25 protein-coding genes, 1 tRNA gene and 1 pseudogene are annotated in these 21,910 nt (G+C 68.9%); 12 read left to right on the top strand and 15 right to left on the bottom strand.

Annotated elements, in window-relative coordinates:
- Positions 1–62: 62 nt before the first annotated feature.
- The gene (locus HT134_RS24885; protein WP_175602864.1) at positions 63–590 is read right to left on the bottom strand and encodes an NUDIX hydrolase; all 528 of its coding nucleotides are present in this window, start codon (positions 588–590) and stop codon (positions 63–65) included.
- A gap of 408 nt (positions 591–998) precedes the next feature.
- Between HT134_RS24885 and HT134_RS24880 the strand changes: the two genes are divergently transcribed.
- Together HT134_RS24880 and HT134_RS24875 are read left to right on the top strand one after the other, a co-directional pair.
- Positions 999–1,205 (top strand): hypothetical protein, encoded by a 207-nt coding sequence (locus HT134_RS24880; protein ID WP_175602863.1) that lies wholly within the window; start codon positions 999–1,001, stop codon positions 1,203–1,205.
- A 593-nt stretch (positions 1,206–1,798) separates the two neighbouring features.
- A complete protein-coding gene (locus HT134_RS24875; protein ID WP_175602862.1) occupies positions 1,799–2,212 on the top strand; it encodes a hypothetical protein in 414 nt (137 codons plus the stop codon).
- Between the two features lie 42 nt (positions 2,213–2,254).
- On the opposite strand, the gene HT134_RS24870 is transcribed toward HT134_RS24875, so the two are convergent.
- Both HT134_RS24870 and HT134_RS24865 read right to left on the bottom strand, forming a co-directional pair.
- Positions 2,255–2,722, bottom strand: a complete 468-nt coding sequence (locus tag HT134_RS24870) for a DUF6461 domain-containing protein (RefSeq protein WP_175602861.1) — start codon at positions 2,720–2,722, stop codon at positions 2,255–2,257.
- Positions 2,723–2,931: 209 nt separating this feature from the next.
- Positions 2,932–3,510, bottom strand: coding sequence for a TetR/AcrR family transcriptional regulator (locus HT134_RS24865; RefSeq protein WP_175602860.1), 579 nt, complete (start codon positions 3,508–3,510; stop codon positions 2,932–2,934).
- A 112-nt stretch (positions 3,511–3,622) separates the two neighbouring features.
- Between HT134_RS24865 and HT134_RS24860 the strand changes: the two genes are divergently transcribed.
- Positions 3,623–4,702: an amidohydrolase family protein gene (locus HT134_RS24860; RefSeq protein WP_217708311.1), complete on the top strand. Its 1,080-nt coding sequence runs from the start codon at positions 3,623–3,625 to the stop codon at positions 4,700–4,702.
- Between the two features lie 174 nt (positions 4,703–4,876).
- On the opposite strand, the gene HT134_RS24855 is transcribed toward HT134_RS24860, so the two are convergent.
- Positions 4,877–5,248: a MerR family transcriptional regulator gene (locus HT134_RS24855; RefSeq protein WP_175602858.1), complete on the bottom strand. Its 372-nt coding sequence runs from the start codon at positions 5,246–5,248 to the stop codon at positions 4,877–4,879.
- 140 nt (positions 5,249–5,388) lie between these two features.
- Here HT134_RS24855 and HT134_RS24850 point away from each other — a divergent pair, with 140 nt between their 5' ends.
- Positions 5,389–5,724, top strand: a complete 336-nt coding sequence (locus tag HT134_RS24850; RefSeq protein ID WP_175602857.1) for an EthD domain-containing protein — start codon at positions 5,389–5,391, stop codon at positions 5,722–5,724.
- Between the two features lie 280 nt (positions 5,725–6,004).
- On the opposite strand, the gene HT134_RS24845 is transcribed toward HT134_RS24850, so the two are convergent.
- The gene (locus HT134_RS24845; protein WP_175602856.1) at positions 6,005–6,895 is read right to left on the bottom strand and encodes an alpha/beta hydrolase; all 891 of its coding nucleotides are present in this window, start codon (positions 6,893–6,895) and stop codon (positions 6,005–6,007) included.
- Between the two features lie 61 nt (positions 6,896–6,956).
- On the bottom strand, positions 6,957–7,817 hold the full coding sequence (locus tag HT134_RS24840; RefSeq protein WP_175603094.1) for an alpha/beta fold hydrolase: 861 nt from the start codon (positions 7,815–7,817) through the stop codon (positions 6,957–6,959).
- 62 nt (positions 7,818–7,879) lie between these two features.
- Between HT134_RS24840 and HT134_RS24835 the strand changes: the two genes are divergently transcribed.
- Positions 7,880–8,317: a winged helix-turn-helix transcriptional regulator gene (locus tag HT134_RS24835; RefSeq protein ID WP_175602855.1), complete on the top strand. Its 438-nt coding sequence runs from the start codon at positions 7,880–7,882 to the stop codon at positions 8,315–8,317.
- 142 nt (positions 8,318–8,459) lie between these two features.
- On the opposite strand, the pseudogene HT134_RS24830 reads toward HT134_RS24835, so the two are convergent.
- From HT134_RS24830 to galU, 8 genes and pseudogenes are all read right to left on the bottom strand, one after another.
- Positions 8,460–8,561: pseudogene (locus HT134_RS24830) on the bottom strand (IS5/IS1182 family transposase); the annotation flags it as partial.
- 74 nt (positions 8,562–8,635) lie between these two features.
- Positions 8,636–8,709: transfer RNA gene (locus HT134_RS24825), tRNA-Ala, on the bottom strand.
- A gap of 67 nt (positions 8,710–8,776) precedes the next feature.
- On the bottom strand, positions 8,777–9,439 hold the full coding sequence (sepX, locus tag HT134_RS24820; protein WP_175602854.1) for a divisome protein SepX/GlpR: 663 nt from the start codon (positions 9,437–9,439) through the stop codon (positions 8,777–8,779).
- A 124-nt stretch (positions 9,440–9,563) separates the two neighbouring features.
- The gene (locus HT134_RS24815; RefSeq protein WP_175602853.1) at positions 9,564–10,208 is read right to left on the bottom strand and encodes a GNAT family N-acetyltransferase; all 645 of its coding nucleotides are present in this window, start codon (positions 10,206–10,208) and stop codon (positions 9,564–9,566) included.
- Between the two features lie 40 nt (positions 10,209–10,248).
- A complete protein-coding gene (locus HT134_RS24810; protein ID WP_175602852.1) occupies positions 10,249–10,773 on the bottom strand; it encodes a MogA/MoaB family molybdenum cofactor biosynthesis protein in 525 nt (174 codons plus the stop codon).
- Positions 10,770–11,243 (bottom strand): cyclic pyranopterin monophosphate synthase MoaC, encoded by a 474-nt coding sequence (gene moaC / locus HT134_RS24805; protein WP_217708309.1) that lies wholly within the window; start codon positions 11,241–11,243, stop codon positions 10,770–10,772. Before moaC ends, HT134_RS24810 begins: the two co-directional genes overlap by 4 nt.
- Positions 11,244–11,254: 11 nt before the next feature.
- Complete coding sequence (glp, locus tag HT134_RS24800; protein WP_175602851.1) at positions 11,255–12,442, bottom strand: molybdotransferase-like divisome protein Glp; 1,188 nt, start codon at positions 12,440–12,442, stop codon at positions 11,255–11,257.
- Between the two features lie 71 nt (positions 12,443–12,513).
- Positions 12,514–13,416 (bottom strand): UTP--glucose-1-phosphate uridylyltransferase GalU, encoded by a 903-nt coding sequence (galU, locus tag HT134_RS24795; protein WP_175602850.1) that lies wholly within the window; start codon positions 13,414–13,416, stop codon positions 12,514–12,516.
- Positions 13,417–13,440: 24 nt separating this feature from the next.
- Between galU and HT134_RS24790 the strand changes: the two genes are divergently transcribed.
- From HT134_RS24790 to HT134_RS24770, 5 genes are all read left to right on the top strand, one after another.
- Positions 13,441–14,010, top strand: coding sequence for a 5-formyltetrahydrofolate cyclo-ligase (locus tag HT134_RS24790; protein WP_175602849.1), 570 nt, complete (start codon positions 13,441–13,443; stop codon positions 14,008–14,010).
- Between the two features lie 23 nt (positions 14,011–14,033).
- Complete coding sequence (locus tag HT134_RS24785; protein ID WP_175602848.1) at positions 14,034–15,539, top strand: potassium/proton antiporter; 1,506 nt, start codon at positions 14,034–14,036, stop codon at positions 15,537–15,539.
- Between the two features lie 119 nt (positions 15,540–15,658).
- Entirely contained in the window at positions 15,659–15,961 is a 303-nt protein-coding gene (locus HT134_RS24780; RefSeq protein WP_175602847.1) for an FmdB family zinc ribbon protein, read from the top strand.
- Between the two features lie 598 nt (positions 15,962–16,559).
- The gene (locus HT134_RS24775) at positions 16,560–16,826 is read left to right on the top strand and encodes a hypothetical protein (protein ID WP_175602846.1); all 267 of its coding nucleotides are present in this window, start codon (positions 16,560–16,562) and stop codon (positions 16,824–16,826) included.
- Between the two features lie 716 nt (positions 16,827–17,542).
- The gene (locus HT134_RS24770) at positions 17,543–17,848 is read left to right on the top strand and encodes a P-loop NTPase family protein (protein ID WP_175602845.1); all 306 of its coding nucleotides are present in this window, start codon (positions 17,543–17,545) and stop codon (positions 17,846–17,848) included.
- Between the two features lie 258 nt (positions 17,849–18,106).
- Here HT134_RS24770 and HT134_RS24765 read toward each other — a convergent pair whose 3' ends face one another.
- On the bottom strand, positions 18,107–20,074 hold the full coding sequence (locus HT134_RS24765; RefSeq protein ID WP_175602844.1) for an MFS transporter: 1,968 nt from the start codon (positions 20,072–20,074) through the stop codon (positions 18,107–18,109).
- Between the two features lie 143 nt (positions 20,075–20,217).
- Here HT134_RS24765 and HT134_RS24760 point away from each other — a divergent pair, with 143 nt between their 5' ends.
- Both HT134_RS24760 and HT134_RS24755 read left to right on the top strand, forming a co-directional pair.
- A complete protein-coding gene (locus HT134_RS24760) occupies positions 20,218–21,024 on the top strand; it encodes an S-methyl-5'-thioadenosine phosphorylase (RefSeq protein ID WP_175602843.1) in 807 nt (268 codons plus the stop codon).
- Entirely contained in the window at positions 21,021–21,797 is a 777-nt protein-coding gene (locus HT134_RS24755; RefSeq protein ID WP_246365283.1) for an SAF domain-containing protein, read from the top strand. The genes HT134_RS24760 and HT134_RS24755 overlap by 4 nt, the downstream gene beginning before the upstream one ends.
- Positions 21,798–21,910 lie beyond the last annotated feature (113 nt).

Genomic DNA, 21,910 nt, shown 5'->3' with positions numbered 1-21,910 from the left:
AGGCGCCGAAGATCGCTTCCCGCAGCATATCCAGCGAGGGCCCGGGCGGACGGGTGAGGCGTTCACGGAGGTCGGGGGCCGTCACCTGCCACTGCCTCGTCCAGAGCACGGAAGGAAACCCGGGTCGCGGCCAGGTCGGGATCGCGGACGAATTTCTTCGCCTCGGACTCGGGAATCACCCGCCGATGCCATATCTCGAACTCCGGCTGCCATTCCTGAAGCCGGACCTCCGCGCGCCAGTAAGAGCGGATGAGGACCAGGCCGAACTCGCGCCCGCGCACGCATTCGCTGCGGGAATATCCAAGCAGGCGGCTACTGATGACAGTGACGCACGCTTCTTCGAGCATTTCCCGGCGAAGGGTCTCCTCGATCGTCTCTGTTCCTGCAGGACGTCCGGCCGGGAAACCCCAGTGCTCGCCGTCATGGCTGATCAGGACCATCTCATCGGCAGCCGTCACGCAGATGCCGGCGGCTCCATGAGGCTTGCCTTCCTGTGGGTCGTCGACAGGGTGCCAGGACACAAGCCAATCCTGGCCATGCGAATGCGTCAGCATCCGCTCCCCGTCCCGGGCAGGGACGATAGGTGTCATGTGGCCCTCCCATTGAGGTTTGTGGGCAGAGGGACTGGCCACGTCCGGCTGCCGGATGACTCCGGCATCATGACAGCGACCGACAGAACTCGGCCCACGCCCTGGACCGGCGGGAGTGCCGATCCCGGCGGTGCTCGTCTGCCTGATGGTCTCGATCCACCACAGCGGCAAAGCCATCCCGACCGAAGCCTGGCCGCCTTCGGCATGTCTTCAGTCACCACATCAGCTCGGACTAACGAATACAGCTCGCCGGATGGCCTGACGGTCGACCCCGGAGCGGCGGCCAGCGCGCGCAGACTCGGACGGGGCCCGGGTACTCGCTCGCCCTCCGACCATCGCAAGCTTCTCCTATCGGTGCATGTCATCCAACAGCACGACGGCTGCTTGTCCAGCCGGTATGGATGGTGCATGACGCTCGATCCGGAAACCTCGGCCAAGATCACCGGATATCGGCCGCGGCAAGCGCCGCCGGAATGGGATCTGGTGGCCGATCAGGTGCGGATGCTGGTGGCGGCCAGCGCGACCATGAGCAACTACAGCGTCGGACGACTGCTGCACGCCACCGCCCGGTTCGCGATCTGGTGCCACCGCCAAGGACTCCCGCACGAGCCGTAGCTTTGGCTGCGGCACGAGACCATCGACGCCTTCGTCCTGACCGGCTGCACGGACCTCAAGCCCAGCGCGGCACAGACCTACCGATCCTGGCTGCGTCACATGCGCGACGTCCTGGCCTGGGCCGAACGCGGCGAGCACATCCCGCCGCCGATGAAGGCCCCGGTCACCCGTTCGGCCCCTACTCCCCGACGCAGCTGAGCCGGCTGCGCGAATGGGCCGAGAGTCTGACCGGACAAACCCGCGCCGACGCCTTGGCCTTGATGGCCCTGGCCGGCGGGTGCGGTCTGGCGCCCGGCAACCTGCCGGCAGTCCGTGGAGAGCATGTCCGCATCCTGGATTCTGGCGCCGTGGTGGTCACCACCCCCTAGCAGGGCCGGGTGATCGTCGCCAGGAGGGCTTGGGAGCAGCAGTGGCTGAGGCCGCCCAAGCGGCCGGCGAGCGATATCTGTTCCGGCCGCGCCGCACCACCGCCCAGGCCAAGAACCTCATCAGCTCCTGGTGCGTCGATCACCGACCGACCGGGGGTCTGCCCGCCCTGTCGGGATGGAGGCTGCGCGCCAGCTGGATCGTCGAGCTGTTGTCCGACCGCAGCGATGTCAGAGCGGTGGCGTTCGCGGCCGGCCTTCCGGCAGCGCACCACGCGGGCGGTGGCCTGCCGCCCGCGCCCGCTCACCGACACCCCGTTGCAGGTGCCGGACGCGATCACCGGCCAGCTGACCGCGCATCTGCTGGACCGCAGCGGCGTCGTCGATCTGATCGAGGCCGAGATCGGCACTCGTCCCGGCCCGCCCGGCGTTCCGGTGCGCACCGTGCTGCTGGCGGTCCTGCTGGACGCCTACTACAACGGCAAAACCGTCCTGGCCGAGGCCTGGCGGCTGGTCACCTTCCGCCTCGCCCCCGCCCTGCAGGAGCGCCTGGGCCTGATACCGATCACCGCTGGCGACCCGCACCAGGAGTCGGCTTCGTCCCGGCGTTTCTACCGCGGCTTCGACCGGAGAAGAGAATGATCGCTTCCCGCGTACGCAGCCCAGGCGCTGACCCTCCAGGGGTCAGCTGGTCGCGTCGGGCATGCGGACCGTCATGTAGGGATGCGGCTGCTCCAGCCACTCGCCGGTCAGCCGGGCCCCGGTGCTGTGGTCGATGACTGCCAGACAGGCGGCCCTCCAGTCGTAGTCGGCGCGGTCATCGAGGTCGTCCTCTTCCTCGTTGAGGTCCTCGGACGCGGGCGCGGCGAAGAAGTCCGTCATCGCGTGCAGCTCGGGCCATCGAGTCAGGCCGGCATGGTGTTCCTGCCGCCCGGGGAAGAGCGCGTCGATCGCGAGGATGTGCTCGCCTCCGGCCGCGAAGCTCAGCAGATTGTTGGCGTTGACGTTCCACCAGGCGCTGTAGACGTGCGCTCCCTCACTGAGCCGCCGGAGCACGGCGGGGCCTGCCCCGAGGTAGTCCCACTCGAAGAGAACGGTGGTCGAGCCGTACTGGTCGACAAGGATGGGGTAGGCGTCGTGTTCGTCCAGCACATGCCTACGCCGAGCCACTGCGTGCTGCTGATCAGTCGCCGGTAATGCTCGCGCAGGCCGGCGGTCGGCGGCTGCCCGGTGTTCAACCAGTGCCCCTTTGCTCGGCGGGAACGGATCGTCGAGATCATCCCAGGGAGCGGTACAAACGGCGACTCACAACGTGCACCTTTCGTCGCGCACTGCCGCCCTGCGGGATGCCGGCCAGGGGGTCATGGCCTGGTCAGCGGAATGAGCACCTCATCGACGATGGAGGCGATCTCGCCGGAGTCCACGAGACCGCCCTCCCATGCCTGGAAGAGGATCAGGCGTGGCCCGACTGAGACAACGCGCGGGGTGAGGCTGCCGGGTGCGGCTTCGCCGCGTTCGACCGCCTGGCGCAGGACGGACAGCAGTACTTCCTGGTGCGGGCGGACCACCAGCCGGTGGACCTGCTCGAACAGCTCGGGATGGCGGTGGCGGTGGGCGATGAGCGGGAGCAGCGCGCGGCCGCGTGGCTCGTCGAGCGCCCGTACGAAGTGCTCGAGCAGGGCTATCAGGTCATCGCGCAGTGCGCCCGTGCCGGGCGGCGCCGGCGGGTCGCCGAAGCCGGTCGCGGGGTCGCTCAGAGCGGCGAGGACGAGTTCGGCCGGGGTGGACCAGCGCCGGTACAGGGCCGCTTTCCCGGTCCCGGCCGCGGAGGCGATCTTGTCGAACGTCAGCTCCTCGAAGCTGCTCCCGGCCAGTTCGCTCAGGACGGCCTGGAAGATCGCGGTGGTGAGGGCGTCTCCGCGGCGGCGGGTAGGACTCATGAGGACGGATTATCACGCACTTCGCCGTGCTAGCCTCCGCTAGTGAACAAAGTTGTTCTCTATTTGAGGCGGGTGGCCCATGTCCACTGACGGCAGGACAGCCTTGCGCAATGTGCGGGTCTTCGATGGCAAACGGCTCGGCGAGCCCCGTACCGTCGTCATCGACGGTACGCTGATCGGCGACGATCCCGCAGGCGCGGAGGAGATCGACGCGGCGGGGGCGGCACTGCTGCCCGGGCTGATCGACGCGCATGTCCACCTGCACGACCCCGGGAACCTGGCCGCCATGGCCGCCTGGGGAGTGACGACCGGGCTCGACATGGCCTGCTGGCCGGCCGAGCGGGTGGCCTCGCTGCGCGAGGCCGGGGGGGCAGCCGACTTCCGTACTGCCGGACTGCCCGCCATCGGGCCGGGCGGCCACCACGCCCGCATGCCGGGAATGCCGCCGGAAGCCGTCATCCTGACGGCAGCCGATGCCCGGCGGCACGTCGAGGCGCGGGCGGCGGAGGGGGTCGACTACATCAAGGGAGTCGCCGAGGCCCCCGGCGAGGGCGGGCCGCCCGCGGACGCGCTGCGCGCGCTGGTGGAGGCGGCACGCGAGTACGGGCTCAAGACGATCGTGCACGCCGCCACCCCGGGCGCCTACACGATGGCCGTGGAGTCGGGAGCGGAGTTCGTCACGCACACGCCGATCGCCGGCGGGGTCCGGGCGCACGACGTGGCCGCGATGAGGAGCGCCGGCCAGAGGGCCATCCCGACGATCACCATGATGGAGGCGTTGCTCACCGCCTTCATGACCTCCGGCCCGCCGCCTGGGCGGGCCGACCACCTGGCGGAGGTGCTGGGCGACGTCGGCCGGCTGCACCGGGCCGGTGTCGAGATCCTCGCCGGGACGGACGCGAACGCCGAGCCGTCCGCGCCGCTGCCCGTGCCCCACGGCGAGAGCCTGCATCACGAATTCGAGCTGATGGCGCGGGCCGGAATGACGCCGGTGGAGATCCTGCGCTCGGCGACCGTGCTGCCCGCCCGCGCCTTCGGCCTGGTCGACCGGGGCGCCGTCCGGCCGGGTATGCGGGCCGACCTGTTGCTGGTCAATGGCGACCCGACCCGGGACATCACGGCCACCCGCGACATCCGCGCCGTATGGTGCGCCGGTCACCCCGTCACTCCGGTCGCCGCTCGCGAACTCTGAACCTGAGCGGCTGCACGAGCGGAGGTTCCCGTAACCGCGGCGGTGTCGAGCTGGTCGAGGCAGTACCGCCACAGGCCGGCGACGGCCCCGCAGCCAACAACGGCGCGCCTCGACGGGACGGATCGACCGGCTTCCCGAAGGCCACGTCACGTCACCGCTGCCGCCCACCGTCACTCAAGCAGCATCCGCCGTATTCGCCAGGAAAGACCGGTTGACCTCGATCAGGTGATCAAGCGCTTCCCTTGCGGCCGTGAGGCTGTCGATCGTCGATGTAAGGCGGGCTCGCTCATGATTCATGACGGCCATGGCCTGCAGGGCCTTGGCCGTGGTGGGCTCCGCCATGCAGGGGACCATCTGAGCGATGCTCATGGTGGACATGCCGGCGGCCAGAAATGTCTGAATCAGCGCCACCCGCTGGACGTGATCGTCGTTGTAGCACCGCTGGCCGCTGGGCGATCTCGTGCTGACCAGCAGGCCCTGCTGCTCGTAGTAGCGCAGCGATCGACGGCTTGCTCCTGTCCGGGCGGACAGCTCACCGATCCGCATCTCAACTCCTCGTGTGCATCGGGTCACAATGCCTTGCCCATGACATCGATGTGAGCGTTTAGCGTAACCCCGTAGCTCGCAACCCGACGCCGGGGCAGGCGGCCGCCTTCCCCGTGCCGCGAGGACGAAGGAAGCAAATCATGATCAAGTTCGCTTACATGATCAACCGTGCCGGGGGGATGACCCTCGAGGAATTCGTTGATTATCACCGAAACCACCACGCCCCATTGTTCGCCTCGATCCCGGAGGCGCGACGGTACGTGAAGAGGTACACCGTCTCTCACCCGGTTCCCGCCGACGGCTACCCGAGCCCCGGCTACGACGGCCTCACTGAGATCTGGTTCGAAACCTGGGCGGACCATGACGCCTTCTTCGGATCGAAGAACTACAAGGAGCTGCTGAACCCGGACGAAAGCAAGTTCATCGATGTGGATTCGGTGGTGGTCATGGTCACCGAAGAAAAGGTCGTGATCTGATACGGGCTGCCGGGGGAGCTGGACGACGAGGCGGAGCCTGTCGTCCAGCTCCGCAGCGAACGGCTCAGGACGCGACCGTCATGCTTCTTCTCTGCTTGATCGCCTTGGTGGTTCCGGTGGTCAGCCTGTTGCACCTCCCGACGAATCGGCCACATCGACGCGCTCCACAGCCTCGCCGACCAGGTCGCCGGCGACCGCTACAGCCGGGCCGGAATGAGCGCCGTCAACCACTGACCGCTCACCCGGCGCGGACGCCGACGCCGGGCGGGTGGCTTGCTGCTCACGGCTTCACCATCGTGCGGACGAATGTGGCCGCGCGGGTCATCGCCGCGTCGGCCTCGTCCCACGAGGCGGCGAATGACTGGAAGACGTGTGTCGCCTGCGCGGTGACGTCCAGCGTCACCGACACGTCGGCCGCCACGAGCCTTGCCGCGAGCCGGGTGGAGTCGTCCAGCAGCACCTCGTCAGAGCCGACCTGGATCAACGTGGGCGGCAGACCGTGCAGGTCCGCGAACAACGGGCTGTGCTGTTCTGCCGCGGATGCGTCGCCGAGGTAGTCACGCACGCGGCGTTCGAGGGCGGTGCGGTTCACGATGAAGTCCGCCTCGGCCCTGACCGTCATCGAATCGCCGCTGAGTGTGAGGTCAACCCACGGCGAGAACAGCAACGCCGCGGCGGGCATCGGCTCGTCGGCGGCGGAAAGAGCCGCCAGCAGGCCGAGCGCCACCCCGCCGCCGGCCGACTCGCCGGCGACCGCCACCCGTTGCGGATCGACGCCGGAGGCGATCAGGGCGCGATAAGCGCGTACCGCGTCGTCGGTGGCGGCAGGGGCGGGATGCTCGGGTGCCAAGCGGTAGTCGATGGTGATCACCCGTGTCTGTGACCTGCGGGCGAGATCTGCGACGATCCCCAGCGAGCTGCGCGCCGACCCGAAGACATACGCCCCGCCGTGGAAGTACAGGACGGTGCCGACGCAGGGCTCTTCCGCGAGTTCGACCAAGAGGCCAGGGATCGTGTCGTAGTGGGCTTCGGTGACGATGACGTCCTCAGGGACAGGATGGTGGGACAACAGCTGCTCGAACAGGGCACGCTGTTCGTGGACCGCACCGCCGAGGTCGAGGGGGGACGACGCGCGAAACTGCCGGATGGCCTCTCGCTGCTCACGGCTCATCTCTGCTCCTTGCTGTGGGGTTCGGTCGGCTCTGTTCCGGACGGGTCTTGAAGGTGTGAGCTCAGACGGCCCGGGCGTGCTCAATGAGAAGGTCGGCGAAGGCGTCCGGCTGGTCGATCGGGGTGATGTGACCGCAGTCCTCAAGCAGGTGCTGGGTGAGGCAGCCGGTGATCGGTTCGAGCTGGCGGGCGGTGGCCGCGCCGATCGCGCCACCGCCGATGGCGAGGGTCGGCGTCGTCAGCCGCTGGTCCTGCGCCCAGTTCCCGATCCATTCCGCGGTGGCCGGCATCGCGCGGTAGTGGTCGAAGGCATTGCCGAGACTCGTTTTGCCCCGATATGCCTCGACGATCACCCGTGTAAGGTCTGCCGGCAGACCTCGGCGACTGCCGGCGGAGAGGAAGAAGCGGACGTAGCGCTCCGCCGAGTTCTCCAGGACGTCCTCAGCCAGACCACCGGGCGCTTGGTGGAAGCCGAACCACCACGGCGGCCCCTGCCGTAGGAATGCCTCGGCGCCGGGCAGCAGTCCGATCAACCCTTCGGACAGGGTCAGGCTGATTACGCGCTCGGGCGACGATGCTGCCAGGGCGAATGCCGGAGTGACACCTAGATCGGTGCCGACGACGTGGGCCTCGCGGTCACCTAGGACGTCCAACATTCGGAGCAGGTCCGTGGCGATCGCGGATGCCTGGTAGCCGCGGACGGCGGGTGTGCTGTCGCCCAGCCCGTGCAGGTCGGGCGCGAGGGCCCGGAAACCTGCCGCTGCCAGCCGGGGTGCGACATCGCGCCAGATCGCGCGGGTGTGCGGGAAGCCGTGCAGCAGCAGCACGGCCGGCCCCTGCCCGAGAGTCTCCACGGCGAGTTCGACCCCGTCGATCGGTATCCGGTGCACGGTCGCGCCGGGAAGGTGGGGAGAAAGAGTCATCTGGCGCACGGCTGCCCTCCTTGATTACGCTTAGGAACGTGGTAACCGTAAGAGACCGTTCAATGAACGGGGAAGAAGGCACTTTTCCGACACCAGGTGACCCCGAGGTAACTGCCTCGCAGCAGGGGAACTTGTTCGATCCTCTGTGCCCGACACGGCTCCTGCTCGACCGGGTGGGGTCGCGATGGACGACCATGGCGGTGCTGTCGCTTGCCGCCGCCGAGGGCGAGCTGCGGTTCACCGAGTTGAAGCGCGAGATGGCCGGTGTGTCGCAGAAGATGCTGGCGCAAACCCTCAGGGCGCTGGAACGAGACGGACTTGTCGATCGTCGTGTCGAGGCGAGCAAGCCCCCACGGGTGTACTACCGTCTGACCGACCTGGGCGCCACGCTCGTCGAGCCGCTGCGAAGCCTGCGAGCCTGGGCTGAGCAGTACATGCCCCTGATCCAGCACAACTGCGATATGTTCGACGCCGCCGACCGCCCGGACGGCCACGGCTAGGCAGCCACGAGCCGACGAAGGACTCCTCCAAGCTGCGTGATACCGCGTTGGCATGGATTTCAAAAGGCGGGTGGAACTGCCGTTGCCCCGTCCCACGAGAGGGGCTTCTCCGCTCGAACCCGAGTACTGAGTCATCGCCGGGCTCAACCGCGATCAGAGCACGTCGGCAGCCGGCCGGCCATGAGACGGTCCGCTCCACGACCCAGCGATGTCGTCCCAACCGTTGGCTGGACTCGACCCCTCTCGCCTGGTCGGGCACCGTCACTCAGCAACGCAGAAGGCCGCTCCCGATCACTCGGAAGCGGCCTTTGACCTGGGTGGAGATGAGGGGATTCGAACCCCTGACCCCTTCGATGCGAACGAAGTGCGCTACCGGACTGCGCTACATCCCCAAGAACCTCGACCAGATTAGCAAACCTTCAGAGGTCCTCGCGCCATCCTCCACCTCCACACCCCGAGTCAGTCCCCCACCGCGCGCCGTGGAGGCTCCGCGTACTGGTCGAACAGGACATCCTCCTGCCGCGCCGACAGGTCGATGATCTCGGCCCGTTCCTGCTCGGCCACCATACGGGCGGCGCGTTCGCGCTGCTCGCGGAGGCGGCGGGCGCGTTCCGCGCGGGCCCGGTCGGCGCGCTCGCGCCGTTCCCGATCCACCTGTACGGCGATGCGCAGAAAACCCATGTACGACAGCGCGATGACCACCGAGGGCGCGACCCCCCACCACGGCATCATCTTGACCGCCGCCGTCACCACCGAGGCGATCACCAGCAGCCCGGTGAAGAACAGCAGCCGGCGGCGCCGGGCGACGATGATGGCGCGGCGCTTGGCCCGGAACTGCCGCGGGTCCACCCGCTCGCCCTCCACCACGCCGGGCGGCGGGGTGAAGGAGGCACCCAAGGAGGCGCCCAACGAAGTACCCAGGGAGATGCCCGAGGAAGCGCCCGAGGCCGCCCCCTCCTGGGCCTCCAGACGTTCGAGATCGGGCAACTGGTGCTCGCCGGTGTAGTACTCTTCGAGCTCCGCCAGTTCGGCCAGATTGGTCTTGTCGCGGCGCAGCCACATGGGCACGAGCACGCACAGCCACATGACGACGATGGCGAGATAGAGGAGGACGCTGCTCACGGCCACCTCCGGGCACGACGAAGACACCCGTGTGTCGTCGGCGTCTTCGATGTGCTCACGTCACGCACCGTAAGACCGCGTGTCACTGATTGACGAGCATTCGGTGCGGTGTGTCGCGAGATCGTCAAACCTCTTCTACCGGAGACCCGCCGTGAGAGGCCGACTCGCGAGCGCGCCGCCACTGCACGAGCAGGCCGCCGGGACAGTCCTCGACGGTCAACGCGTAACAGATGTGGTCGCGCCAGGCTCCGTTGATGTGGAGCTGGCGGCGACGAATGCCTTCTTCCCGGAATCCGAGCTTCTCAACCACCCTGCGGCTGGCCTGGTTCTCGGGGCGGATGTTGGCCTCCAGGCGGTGCAGGCCGGTGGTGAAGAAGCAGTGGTCGACGGCCATGGCCAGCGCCGTGGGCGTGATGCCCTGGCCGGCGAGGGCGCCGTCGATCCAGTACCCCACCTGGGCCGAGCGGGCCGAGCCCCAGACGATGGCGCCGACGGTCAGCTGTCCGGCGAACCGGCCACCGTACGTGATCACCCACGGTAGCGCCAGGCCCTGCCTCGCCTCGCGGCGGAGGGTGCCGACCATGGAGACGTACGGGCCCAGACCGGTACGGAACAGCGGCGTCTCCGGGTTGCTGGGCTCCCACGGGCGCAGCCAGTCGGCGTTGCGCACCCGCGTGTCCCGCCACACGCGCACATCGGCCAGCCGCAGCGGCCGGAGGCCTACGGGCCCCTCTTCCAGGGTCGCCGGCCAGCCACGAAGTCGATCCACCCCCTCATCATCCCCCCATCAGGGACGCCGCCGCCACGGATCAGGGCGAGCCCGGTTGATCGCCGCCGGAGCGCGGGTGGTCGTCGCCGGAGCGCGGGTGATCGCCGCCGTTGATCTGCTCCACCGCGTGCCGGAGAACGGGAGCGAGGACGGCGACGCCGTCGCGTACGCCTCCGGTCGAGCCGGGGAGATTGACGATCAGCGTACGTCCGGCCTGGCCGGCGAGGCCGCGAGAAAGAATGGAGGTGGGAACTCTGTCGCGGTTCGCCTGCCTGATCGCTTCGGCTATGCCGGGAATCTCCCGAGAAATCACTCGGGCGGTCATCTCCGGCGTGAGGTCGGTCGGCGTCAGTCCCGTCCCGCCCGTCGTCACGATCACGTCGTACGACGCCGCGACCCCGTCACGCAGCGCCGCCTCCACGGGCTCGCCGTCCGGCACCACCACGGGCCCGTCCACGGCGCACCCGGCCTCCACCAGCAGGGACGCCAGCAGCGGCCCCGACCGGTCCTCGTACACCCCGGCCGAGGCCCGGTTCGACACCGTGACCACCAGAACGCGGGTCACGGCCGCGTCCAGTGGCCGGTCTTGCCGCCCGTCTTCTCCTCCACCCGCACGTCGGTGATCACCGCCGCCGGGTCCACGGCCTTCACCATGTCGATCAGCGCCAGCGCGGCCACCGACACCGCGGTCAGCGCCTCCATCTCCACGCCGGTACGGTCGGCCGTCTTCACCCGGCAGGTGATCGCGACGCCCTCGTCCTCGACGTCGAGCGTCACCTTCACGCCGTGCAACGCGATCGGGTGGCAGAGCGGGATGAGGTCAGGTGTCCGCTTCGCCCCCATGATGCCGGCGATGCGGGCCACGCCCAGCGCGTCCCCCTTGGGCACCTCGCCCGACCGCAGCAGCGCCACGGCCTCCGCCGACAGCAGCACGCGTCCCGTGGCCACGGCCGCGCGCGCCCCGACGTCCTTGCCCGACACGTCCACCATGCGTGCCGCACCTGTCTCGTCCAGGTGCGTGAACTCACTGGCCAAAAGTCACCTTCTCACAGGGGGATCACCTCGACGGCCGTGCCCGCCGGCACCTCCGTCACGTCCTCGGGGACCACGATGAGCGCGTTGGCCGCGGCCAGCGCCGCGAGCTGGTGCGACCCCTGTCCGCGAACCGGCGTCACGGTGCCGTCCTCGTCCAGCACGCCGCGCAGGAACGAGCGCCGTCCCGCCGGCGACCTCAGCGCGCCGACGACGTACGCGGTCCCGGTCTTCGGCGGCCCGGCCTCCAGGCCGCGCATCTTCCGCAACGCCGGCCGTACGAACAGCATGAACGACACGAACGACGAGACCGGATTGCCGGGCAGCGCGAAGATCGGCACCTGGTCCTCGCCCACGACGCCGAACCCCTGCGGCATGCCCGGCTGCATCGCGACCTTCTCGAACCGGACCGTGCCCAGCGGCGAGAGGGCCTCCTTGACCGGCTCGTACGCGCCCATGGAGACGCCGCCGCTGGTGATGACCGCGTCGGCGCGCAGGAGCTGCGCGTCGAGCTGGTCGATGAACGCCCCCGGGTCGTCGCCCACGGTGGGCGCCCGGAAGCCCTCGCCGCCGGCGGCGCGTACGGCGGCGGTGAGGGTGAAGCTGTTGGAGTCCCAGATCTGGCCGGGCTGGAGCTGGGTGCCCGGCTCGGCCAGTTCGGCGCCCGTGGACAGCACGACGACCCGCGGCAGCGGGCGCGCCAGCACGCGCCGGCGGCCCACCCCGGCGATGATGCCGAGCTGGGCCGGGCCGATCACGGTGCCCGGCTCCAGGACGACCTCGCCGGCGTTCACGTCCTCGCCGGCCCGGCGGATCGCGTTGCCCTCCGGAGCCGTGCGCCCGATCGTGACCGTGACCGTGCCGCCGTCGGTCCACTCCACCGGCACGACGGTGTCGGCGCCGGCGGGCACGGGCGCGCCCGTCATGATCCGTACGGCGTGCCCGGGCCCGACCGCCCGTAGCTGGTCGGAACCGGCGGCCACGTCGTCGATCACCGGCAGCGTGACCGGCACCTCGGCGATGTCGGCGGCCCGCACGGCGTAGCCGTCCATGGCCGAGTTGTCGAACGGCGGCAGCGGCACCGGCGCGACCACCTCCTCGGCCAGCGTCGCCCCCAGCGCCCGTTCGAGCTCCAGCTCCAGGGGCGCCAGTGGGCGTACGGTGGCCAGGATCTCGGCCAGATGCGCGTCAACCGACTTCACCGAGTTCCCCCACTCCGGTTCATCGACACTCCATTGCTTCAGCCGACCTTTGAGGTCAGCGACCTTTGAGGTCAGCCGACTTCGTTGAGGAACTCACGCAGCCACGGCACGAACTCCGGCGCCAGGTCCTCCCGATCGGCAGCGAACTTCACCACGGTGCGCAGATAGTCCAGCTTGTCGCCGGTGTCGTAACGGCGCCCGCGGAACAGCACGCCGTGAACCGGACCGCCCTCCCCGGAGCCGCGGCCGGCCAGCGTGCGCAGCGCGTCGGTGAGCTGGATCTCGTTGCCGCGTCCGGGCGGGGTGTTCTCCAGCACCTCGAACACGGCCGGGTCGATGACGTACCGGCCGATGATCGCCCAGTTGGACGGCGCCTCGTCCACCGGCGGCTTCTCCACCAGGTCCGTCACGCGTACCACGTCGGACTCGTCGGTCGCCTCGATCGTCGCCACGCCGTACAGCGAGACCTGCTCCTTCGGCACCTCCATCAGCGCGATCACGCTGCCGCCATAGGTGTCACGCACCTCGATCATGCGCTTGAGCAGCGGGTCACGGTAGTCGATCAAGTCGTCGCCGAGCAGGCAGGCGAACGGGTGGTCGCCCACGTGCTGCTTGGCGCACAACACCGCGTGACCGAGGCCCTTCGGCTCGCCCTGCCGCACGTAGTGCAGCGTGGCGAGTGAGGCGGGCTCGCGAACCTGGGACAACCGGTGCTCGTCGCCCTTGGCCTCGAGCACCTCCTCCAGCTCGAACGCGCGGTCGAAGTGATCCTCGATCGACCGCTTGTTCTTGCCCGTCACCATGAGGACGTCGAGCAGCCCGGCGGAGGCGGCCTCCTCGACGACATACTGGATAGCGGGCTTGTCGACGATGGGCAACATCTCCTTGGGTGTCGCCTTGGTCGCCGGAAGGAACCGGGTGCCCAGACCCGCGGCGGGCACGACGGCTTTCGTCACAGGGTCGAAGTCAGCCATGAGTAGACCCTAGTGGAGGGACCTGTGGACAAGCTGAACCTGCGTCGCGAACTGATGTCGTCACGCGCCTCACTCTCCCCCGAACAGCTACGGACGAACGCCTCCAAAGTACGCGAAACACTGCTCGACCAGCCGTGGGTCCAGATGGCCGGGCTCGTCGCCTGCTACTGGTCGACGGGCACGGAGCCGGAGACGCACGGGCTGGTGTTCGCACTGTGGAAGCACGGGGCGACCGTGATCCTGCCGGTGCTGAAGGAGGACAACGACCTGGACTGGGCGGTGTACGACGGCCCCGACACCCTGGCTCCGGGGCGGTATGGGGTGATGGAGCCGGTCGACACCCGCCGCGGCGTCGACGCCATCCGCACCGCCGCGCTGGTCATCGTCCCGGCGCTGGCCGTGGACCGGCTGACCGGGGTACGGCTGGGCCGCGGCGGCGGTTCGTACGACCGCGCCCTGGCCCGGGTCGGCCCCAACGTGCCCACCGTGGCGCTGCTCCACCCCGGCGAACTCGTCGAGGACGTCCCCGCCGAGCCGCACGACCAGCGGGTGCGCTGGGCGATCACCCCTCAGGAACTCACTAGGCTTATGTGACCGAACGTACGAGAGGGGGCCAGATGCCACTGGATGTCTGGCTCCTGATCGGTGCGGCGATCGTCATCGCCGCCATCGGGTCCGTACGGGTCGCGCACCGCAGCGGGCTGCCCAGCCTGCTGCTGTTCCTGGGCTTCGGGCTGGCCCTGGGCGAGGCCGGGGTCGGCATCCCGTTCGACAACCCCGACCTGGCCAAGCAGATCGGCATGATCGCCCTGGCCGTGATCCTGGCCGAGGGCGGTCTGACCACGAGCTGGACCCACGTGCGGCGGGCGGTGCCGCTGGCGCTGATCCTGGCCACCGTGGGTGTCGCGGTCAGCATCGTGGTGCTGGCGCTGGCCGTCCACCTGCTGCTCGGGTTCGAGCCGATCACGGCGCTCATCCTCGGCGCGGTGCTGGCGCCCACCGACGCCGCCGCCGTCTTCTCCGTGCTGCGCCGGCTGCCGCTGCCGCCGCGGCTGGCGGGCGTGCTGGAGGCCGAGTCCGGCTTCAACGACGCCCCGACCGTGATCGCCGTCGTCCTGCTGAGCGCGACGGCCCACACGGAGCCGTCGATCGGCACGTTCCTGCTGCAGACCGGGATCGAGCTGGTCATCGGCGCCGCCGTCGGCCTGGCCGTGGGACCCGCCGGCGCGTACGCGCTGCGCCGGGTGGCCCTGCCCGCCTCCGGCCTGTACCCGATCGCGGTGCTGGCGCTGACCTTCGTCTCGTACGGCGGCGCCGTGCTGCTGCACGGCTCCGGCTTCCTGGCGATCTACCTGACCGCGCTGATCCTCGGCAACTCCCGGCTGCCGCACCGGGCGGCGACCAGGGGTTTCGCCGAGGGAGCGGCGTGGCTGGCGCAGATCGGGCTGTTCGTCATGCTCGGACTGCTGGCCAGTCCCTCGGAGATGCCGTCGTCGATCGTCCCCGGCCTGATCGCCGGTACCGCGCTGGTGCTGCTGGCCCGGCCGGCGTCCGTGCTGGTCAGCTCGGCGCTGGCGCGGCTGGTGCGGGTGGCGAAGGTGAGCCTGCGCGAGCAGGCGTTCCTGTCCTGGGCGGGGCTGCGCGGCGCCATCCCGATCGTGCTGGCCACCATCCCGTGGGCCGAGGGCGTTTACGGGTCGAAGGACATCTTCAACGAGGTGTTCATCATCGTGATCGTGTTCACGCTGGTGGGAGGGCCGACGCTGCCGTTCGTGGCCCGGAAACTGGGCGTGGCCGCCCCGGGCGAGGCGCACGACCTGGAGGTCGAGTCGGCGCCGCTGGAGGAGCTCCAGGCCGACCTGCTGCAGGTACGGATCCCGCCCGGCTCGGGGCTGCACGGTGTGGAGGTGTTCGAGCTCCGGCTCCCGGCCGGGGCCCAGGTGACGCTCGTGGTGCGGGACGGCAAGTCGTTCGTCCCGTCGGACACGACCCGGGTCCGAACCGACGACCAACTGCTGGTGGTGACCACGGCGGCCTGCCGGGACCAGGTGGAGCGGCGTCTGCGGGCGGTCAGCCGCAGAGGCAAGCTGGCCGGCTGGTACGGGGAACGCGGCCTCGAGTAAGCGTTGCCCGGTCGCCGGGCAACGCTCAGGTACAGGTACTGGAATAGCTGATTGACCGGATCGGTTACCATTAGCAGTCGCACAGCTCGAGTGCCAAAGCAAGCCTGAAGGAGGAGCGCGTGCCGACCTACCAGTACGCCTGCAACGACTGCGGTGAGCAGCTCGAGGTCGTCCAGAAGTTCACCGATGACGCGCTGACCGTCTGCCCCGCCTGCCAGGGCAACCTGCGCAAGGTGTTCTCGGCGGTGGGCATCGTGTTCAAGGGCTCGGGGTTCTACCGTACGGACAGCCGCTCGTCGTCGTCCTCTTCCCCCGCCTCTTCGTCGTCGTCCTCGTCCTCTTCCTCGTCTTCGAGCAAGAGCGAGTCGTCGTCCTCGTCCTCCTCCAGCTCGACCCCGGCAGCAGCCGCCGCCACGAACTGACCGAAGTTCTCCCCCCAGCGGCCGCCACGGCGAACCGAACCAGTTCTCCCGCAGCGGCCGCCAGGTCCTGCCGAGTCCGTCTCACAACGGCCGCCCCGGCGGCCCGATCCCCGCGACCGCCGCCACAAACGGCGTTCACCGTGCACCGACAGGGTCAGATGATGCGCGCCAAGGCGGCCCTGACCCCTGCCTCAAGCCGGCTCAACCTCAGCCGAGACCACGTCCCATCGGGACCCGGCGCCCAGTCGACATCCACGAGATCTCCGCGCCGGCCGGTCATACCGACCTGGGACCCCTCGCCTGTGTCGCGAGAAACGCGCGTAAACACTGCCTCCCACCGCGCCCACATCCAGACCCTCAGCGGCCCGAGCAACCCTCTATGCATCGTCACGGACCCGGATGCACCTCCTAGCGCGCTGGCACGAAATCTTCTCCCATGGGTGGAAGAACCTGAGCTGCGACACAAAGAACCACACCCTTTCCATGGGCTTTGCCTGACACGAGCGCCCACCATCTGTCACTGTGCGCTCACAGTGGGTCCCAGGGTTGGTCCCCAACCGCAGCAGACCCTTCCTCGTTTCTGCAAAGGCAGGAATGCATGGACGCAGAAGCACGTCTCCGCGACCTGACGTCGCGCGTGCGGGCACTCGAAGCAGGCGCACTCATCACTGACATGACGACGACGCTCGGCATCATCCACGTGGCCGACGATGTCGCTCAGCTCCGCAACGAGGTCCTGCAGGATCTCGCAGCCCTCGGCGACGAGGTGACGGCCCTTCGACGGCACGTGGCCGCGCTGTCAAGCTCCATCCACCGCGACAAACCCCGCATATCCGGCTCACCCTCACCCGGATCAACCATCTGACAGACGGGAGCCGGCCCCCTCGATCTCGGGCTCAGCCGAAGCACACAAGCTCAGGCTGAGCCCGACTTCTAAGCCCGTCTCAGCCCGCCTCCGCATCGCTCCTGATGAGCCCAGGTGCGACCCGATGGCTACATGATCGCCGCCATGAGTCGACCGACGCTGCGCGGAGACGTCTTCTGCTGGCTGAATGACTCCTGACAAACAATCTTTGTCGATTCGACCATCGTGCGAGTCCGTCAGCACAGCGCAAGCGTTCACAAAGCGAGAAGCAGGCAGACACCGAACCAACTCGTAGGTACCAAGACGGACAGGCGTTCGAGCGCTCACGAACTGAACTGGCCACCGAGCTGCCCCTGACCGCTGACGGCTACCCGTTCGACGCAGCCCGTTACAAACGTCGCAGCGCCGGCGAACAGCGTTTCAACCGCAAGCTCGCCGTCCATCACCGGCAACCGTCACCATCACGTACATCCTGCCCAGTCTCCGATGATCCACAAAACGGCCCGCAGGGCGCGGACACACTCGCACCCTTCACCTCGCAGAAATCTTGTCCCAGGGAAGAAAGAAACCGACCTGCGGGACAAAGAACTACACCTACAGCCAGGAGCGACGCCAGCCACGAGGGCCAACTATCTGTCACTGTGCGCTCACGGCCGGATCCCGAAGTGGTTCACCGCTGCGGAGACCCTTCCTCATTTCTGCAAAGGCAGGAATTCATGGACATAGAAGCACAACTCCTTCACCTGACGTCGCGCGTGGAGGTCCTCGAAACAGGCGTACGCATCACCGACGGCATCATGGCAACGATGATCGGCATCACCCAGGTGACGGACGACGTCACTCAGCTCCGGAACGAGATCAGGCAAGATCTCGCAGCCCTCAGGGACGAGGTCGCCGGGCTACGGCGTCATATGGCAGAGCAATACTGCCGCATTCAGCTCAAGCTGCCGCGCACCCTCAACTCAAGCGAGACCGAGACACCACGCGCTCCCGGCTCGCCCTCACCGGAAACACTCACCTGACAGTCCCGAGCCGATCGATCTCCACCGCCGGAGAGCGCCATAACTCCCAGCGGCCGAAGAGTTGTCTCCCCCTCCTCGTCCACCGAAGAGGTCATCACTCTCTCGACCGTCGAGGGGCCCAGCCGAAGCCACCGAAGATTCACACGCCCAGCACTCCAGACTGAGCCCAACCCTTGTCCACAAGCCCCACATGCCCCACAAGCCCGAAGACCCGAAAACGACCAAGACTCGAACGGCCCCAAGAGTCCCTGACCGACATCATGGCGGCCGATCGACATGGGCCCCCAGCAGCTCAGGCGTGATCCGCTCACACAACTGCTCCAACTGCGGACTATGCCCCCAATCCGCCACCAACCGCCGCAAGCTCTCCAGCGACGACCGCATGAGCCGCACACCCGCCACCCGCCCCTCATCCGTCAGCCGCAGCTGATCGCCATCCGCCGACCGCTCCACGAGCCCGCGTTCGATGAGCTGATCCGCGTACGGCCGCCCACTGGCCCTGCTGACGTTGGCACGTCTGGCCAACTCCTCGGCCGGCACCCAGTCCTCCCCGTCGAGCCTGGCGATGATCCACACTCCTTGCGGTGCGATTCCGCTCAGCCCGGCCGCCGCCCCGAGCCGGGCGTAGAAGCCCCGGCGCAGGTCGGCATCCGCGAGCCGTACCAGCCCTCGCTCCACCTCGGCCAGCGACGAGCGCTCCGCGGACGTGGCGCCGAGCCCCTCCCCCAGGTCGGCGGCCTTGGTGGTCTCCCTGAGCCGCTGCTGCGGGATGAACCACGTGAGGAGGAAGGCCACCAACATGATGGGCGCCGCGACTCTGAACACCGTGGCGATCGCGTCGGCGTACACGTGCAGGAAGTCGGCCGCGAGCTGCGGCGGCAAGCGCTGGATGACCGTCGGGTCCTGCTGCACCTGCGCGGGCTCGAACCCCGGCGGGAGCCGCGTTGTGGCGAGCACCTTGGACAGGTCCTCGTTCAGCCGGGCGGCGAACACCGCCCCCAGGGTGGCGACACCGAACGCGCCGCCGATCGACCGGAAGAAGGTCGCGCCGGACGTGGCCACACCGAGATCCTTGAAGTCGACGGCGTTCTGCACGATGATCACCAGCACCTGCATGGTCATGCCGAGCCCCATGCCGAGCACCAGCAGCTCGAAGCCCATCGTCGTCAGGCTGCTGTGCTCCGTCAGCGTGGACAGCATGAGCAGGCCGACCGCGGCCAACGCGGTGCCGGTGATGGGCAGGTAGCGGTACTTGCCGGTCCTGCTGATGATCTGCCCCGAGATGACGGACATGGTGAGCATGCCGGCCATCATCGGCAGCAGGTGGACACCCGAGAGGGTCGGGCTGACCCCGTGGACCGCCTGCAGGTAGAGGGGAAAGTACGTGAGCGCGCCGAACATCGCGAAGCCGACGACGAACCCCACCATCGACGCCATCGTGAACGCCCTGAGCCGGAACAGCTCCAGCGGCAGCACCGGCTCCCGCGCCCTCCGCTCGGCCACCGCCCACAGGGCGAGCAGACCGGCCGCCGCCGCCCCGAGCCCAAGGATGACCGGATCGATCCAGGCGAACGTGGTGCCGCCCCAGGTCGTCACCAGGACCAGGCACGAGGTGGCGCCGCCGAGCAGCACCACTCCCGCGAAGTCGACCGTGTGCCGGGTCCGCGACTTGTCGTTGGGCAGGACGGCGACGATCACGACCAGCGCGACGGCGCCCAGAGGCAGGTTGATGTAGAAGACCCAGTGCCAGGACAGATGGTCGACGAAGAGCCCGCCGAGCAGCGGCCCGATCACACTCGCGACGGCGAAGACGCCGCCGAACCACCCCTGGTACCTGCCCCGCTCACGCACCGAGACGACGTCGCCCACGATCGCCTGTGCCAGCACCATCAGCCCGCCGCCGCCGAGTCCCTGAAGAGAGCGGAACGCGATGAGCTCCCCCATGCTCTGACTGAGCCCGCACAGAGCCGAGCCGACGAGGAAGATGACGATCGCCGCCACGAACAGGTACTTGCGCCCGAACTGATCACCCAGCTTGCCCCACAGCGGCGTGGAAACGGTCGAGGCCAGCAGATAGGCCGTCACGACCCAGGACAGCTCCTCCAGGCCGCCCAGATCGCTCACGATCGTCGGCAGGGCCGTGGACACGATCGTCTGATCGAGCGCCGCGAGCAGCATGCCGAGCATGAGCGCGATGATGATGATCGCGATACCTCTTCGCCGCATGCGCCGATCCTACTGACCGTAATTTCATGATCACTCCTCGCTACGGCACTTATCCACAGCGCTCCCTCCCGCCGCTCCCTTCATCCACAGAACGCCATTCCACCCACCTCCCCCACCCACCAACCCCGGCTACTCTCAGCGCCATGCTCACTCGCGCAGACATCGGCGTCATCGGCGGTTCCGGCTTCTACTCCCTGCTGGACGACGCTGAGGAGATCCAGCTCTCCACCCCCTACGGCCCGCCGAGCGACGTCGTCACCGTCGGACGGATCGGGTCGCGTTCCGTCGCCTTCATCCCCAGGCACGGCCGCGACCACCGCTTCCCACCTCACCGCATCCCCTACCGGGCCAACCTGTGGGCACTCCGCTCACTGGGCGTGCGGCAGGTGCTCGCCCCCAGCGCGGTGGGTTCCCTGCGCGTCGAGCACGGCCCGGGCGCGATCGTCATCCCCGACCAGCTCGTCGACCGCACGTCCGGCAGGGTGCAGACCTATTACGACACGAGCGGCGCGGTCCACGTCTCCTTCTCCGATCCGTACTGTCCCTCGGGCCGCGCGGTCGCCGTGGATGCGGCCAGGTCCGGCGGCTGGGACACGGTCGACGGCGGCACCCTCGTGGTCATCGAAGGGCCCCGGTTCTCGACGCGGGCGGAGTCGCGCTGGTTCGCCTCCAACGGCTGGACGATCGTCGGCATGACCGGCTTCCCCGAAGCCGTCCTGGCCCGGGAGCTGGCGCTCTGCTACACGTCCCTGTCGCTGGTGACCGACCTCGACGCGGGTGTCGAGGCCGGCGAGGGCGTGACGCACGAGGAGGTGATGAAGTTCTTCGCGCAGAACGTGGCCCGCATGCGCACCCTGGTGGCCGACGCCGTCGAAGCCCTGCCCACGGAACGCACCTGCTCCTGCGGCTCCGCCCTGGACGGCCTCAAACTCCCCTTCGAACTGCCATGACCACCGCCTTCACCGGCCACTCCGCCACGCGATCGGACGAGCGCGGCGGCGCAGGACGCCCACAAGCCGACGCATGGGAGCGGAAGCCCAGCAGACGGAGCCTCGAAACCGACGACCGAGACCGGAACACCGGCGGCCAGCGCTCCAAGAGCCACGGGTGGAGCCAGCAGACCGACGGAGAGGGCCGGAAGGCCAACAGATCGGGCGGATTCGGCGGATGGGGCAGGCGCAGCCGGCGTCGCCTCATCGCCGCCGCCCTGGCCGGCCTCGCCGTCCTTCTCGGCTACGCCGGCACGCGCACCGAGACGTCGCCTCCCATCCTGGTCGCCGCCCGCGACCTGCGGCCCGGGGTGCTTCGTCCAGGTGACGTACGCGCCGTGCCCCTCACGCCGGCACCGGACGGAGCACTGAGAACGGGTGCGGTGGGCCGCGTCCTGGCCGGCCCCATGCGCCGCGGCGAACCTCTCACCGACGCCCGTCTGCTCCACTCCCTCCGGCTCCCGACGGGCACGGTGGCGACCCCGGTCCGCATCGCCGACGCCGACGTGGCCGGCCTGGTCTCCCCCGGCTCGACCATCGGCGTGCTGGTGGCCTGGGAGAGCCAGCCGGCCCAACTGGTGGCGGACGACGTCATGGTCATCACCGTCCCCAAGACGACGGACGACCACGACGCCCTACTGGTCCTGGCCACCACCGCCGACCAGGCGGGCCGCCTCGCAGCAGCCCAGGCGTCCGGCCGCCTCTCCATCACCATCAAACCGCCGCCGGAATAACTCCCCCGTCCGAACCGACCGGGCCGGCTTAAGAGGCAACGTCCCGCCCCTAGGAAAGGGGACGCCCACCAACCACCGACAGACCGCACCGATTCACCGACGACCGCCGTCCA

The organism is Nonomuraea rhodomycinica (genome assembly GCF_013363995.1).
GTDB lineage: Bacteria > Actinomycetota > Actinomycetes > Streptosporangiales > Streptosporangiaceae > Nonomuraea > Nonomuraea rhodomycinica.
This window is presented reverse-complemented; position numbering and strand designations above follow the sequence as displayed.

Coding starts and splice junctions, on each gene's coding strand:
- HT134_RS24770 (WP_175602845.1), top strand. CDS start 17,543: ATGGACATAGAAGCACAACTCCTTCACCTGACGTCGCGCGTGGAGGTC.
- HT134_RS24765 (WP_175602844.1), bottom strand. CDS start 20,074: ATGCGGCGAAGAGGTATCGCGATCATCATCATCGCGCTCATGCTCGGC.
- HT134_RS24755 (WP_246365283.1), top strand. CDS start 21,021: ATGACCACCGCCTTCACCGGCCACTCCGCCACGCGATCGGACGAGCGC.
- HT134_RS24775 (WP_175602846.1), top strand. CDS start 16,560: ATGGACGCAGAAGCACGTCTCCGCGACCTGACGTCGCGCGTGCGGGCA.
- HT134_RS24875 (WP_175602862.1), top strand. CDS start 1,799: ATGTCAGAGCGGTGGCGTTCGCGGCCGGCCTTCCGGCAGCGCACCACG.
- HT134_RS24850 (WP_175602857.1), top strand. CDS start 5,389: ATGATCAAGTTCGCTTACATGATCAACCGTGCCGGGGGGATGACCCTC.
- HT134_RS24785 (WP_175602848.1), top strand. CDS start 14,034: ATGCCACTGGATGTCTGGCTCCTGATCGGTGCGGCGATCGTCATCGCC.
- HT134_RS24845 (WP_175602856.1), bottom strand. CDS start 6,895: ATGAGCCGTGAGCAGCGAGAGGCCATCCGGCAGTTTCGCGCGTCGTCC.
- HT134_RS24880 (WP_175602863.1), top strand. CDS start 999: ATGACGCTCGATCCGGAAACCTCGGCCAAGATCACCGGATATCGGCCG.
- HT134_RS24835 (WP_175602855.1), top strand. CDS start 7,880: ATGAACGGGGAAGAAGGCACTTTTCCGACACCAGGTGACCCCGAGGTA.
- galU (WP_175602850.1), bottom strand. CDS start 13,416: ATGGCTGACTTCGACCCTGTGACGAAAGCCGTCGTGCCCGCCGCGGGT.
- HT134_RS24885 (WP_175602864.1), bottom strand. CDS start 590: ATGACACCTATCGTCCCTGCCCGGGACGGGGAGCGGATGCTGACGCAT.
- HT134_RS24855 (WP_175602858.1), bottom strand. CDS start 5,248: ATGCGGATCGGTGAGCTGTCCGCCCGGACAGGAGCAAGCCGTCGATCG.
- HT134_RS24760 (WP_175602843.1), top strand. CDS start 20,218: ATGCTCACTCGCGCAGACATCGGCGTCATCGGCGGTTCCGGCTTCTAC.
- HT134_RS24865 (WP_175602860.1), bottom strand. CDS start 3,510: ATGAGTCCTACCCGCCGCCGCGGAGACGCCCTCACCACCGCGATCTTC.
- HT134_RS24840 (WP_175603094.1), bottom strand. CDS start 7,817: ATGACTCTTTCTCCCCACCTTCCCGGCGCGACCGTGCACCGGATACCG.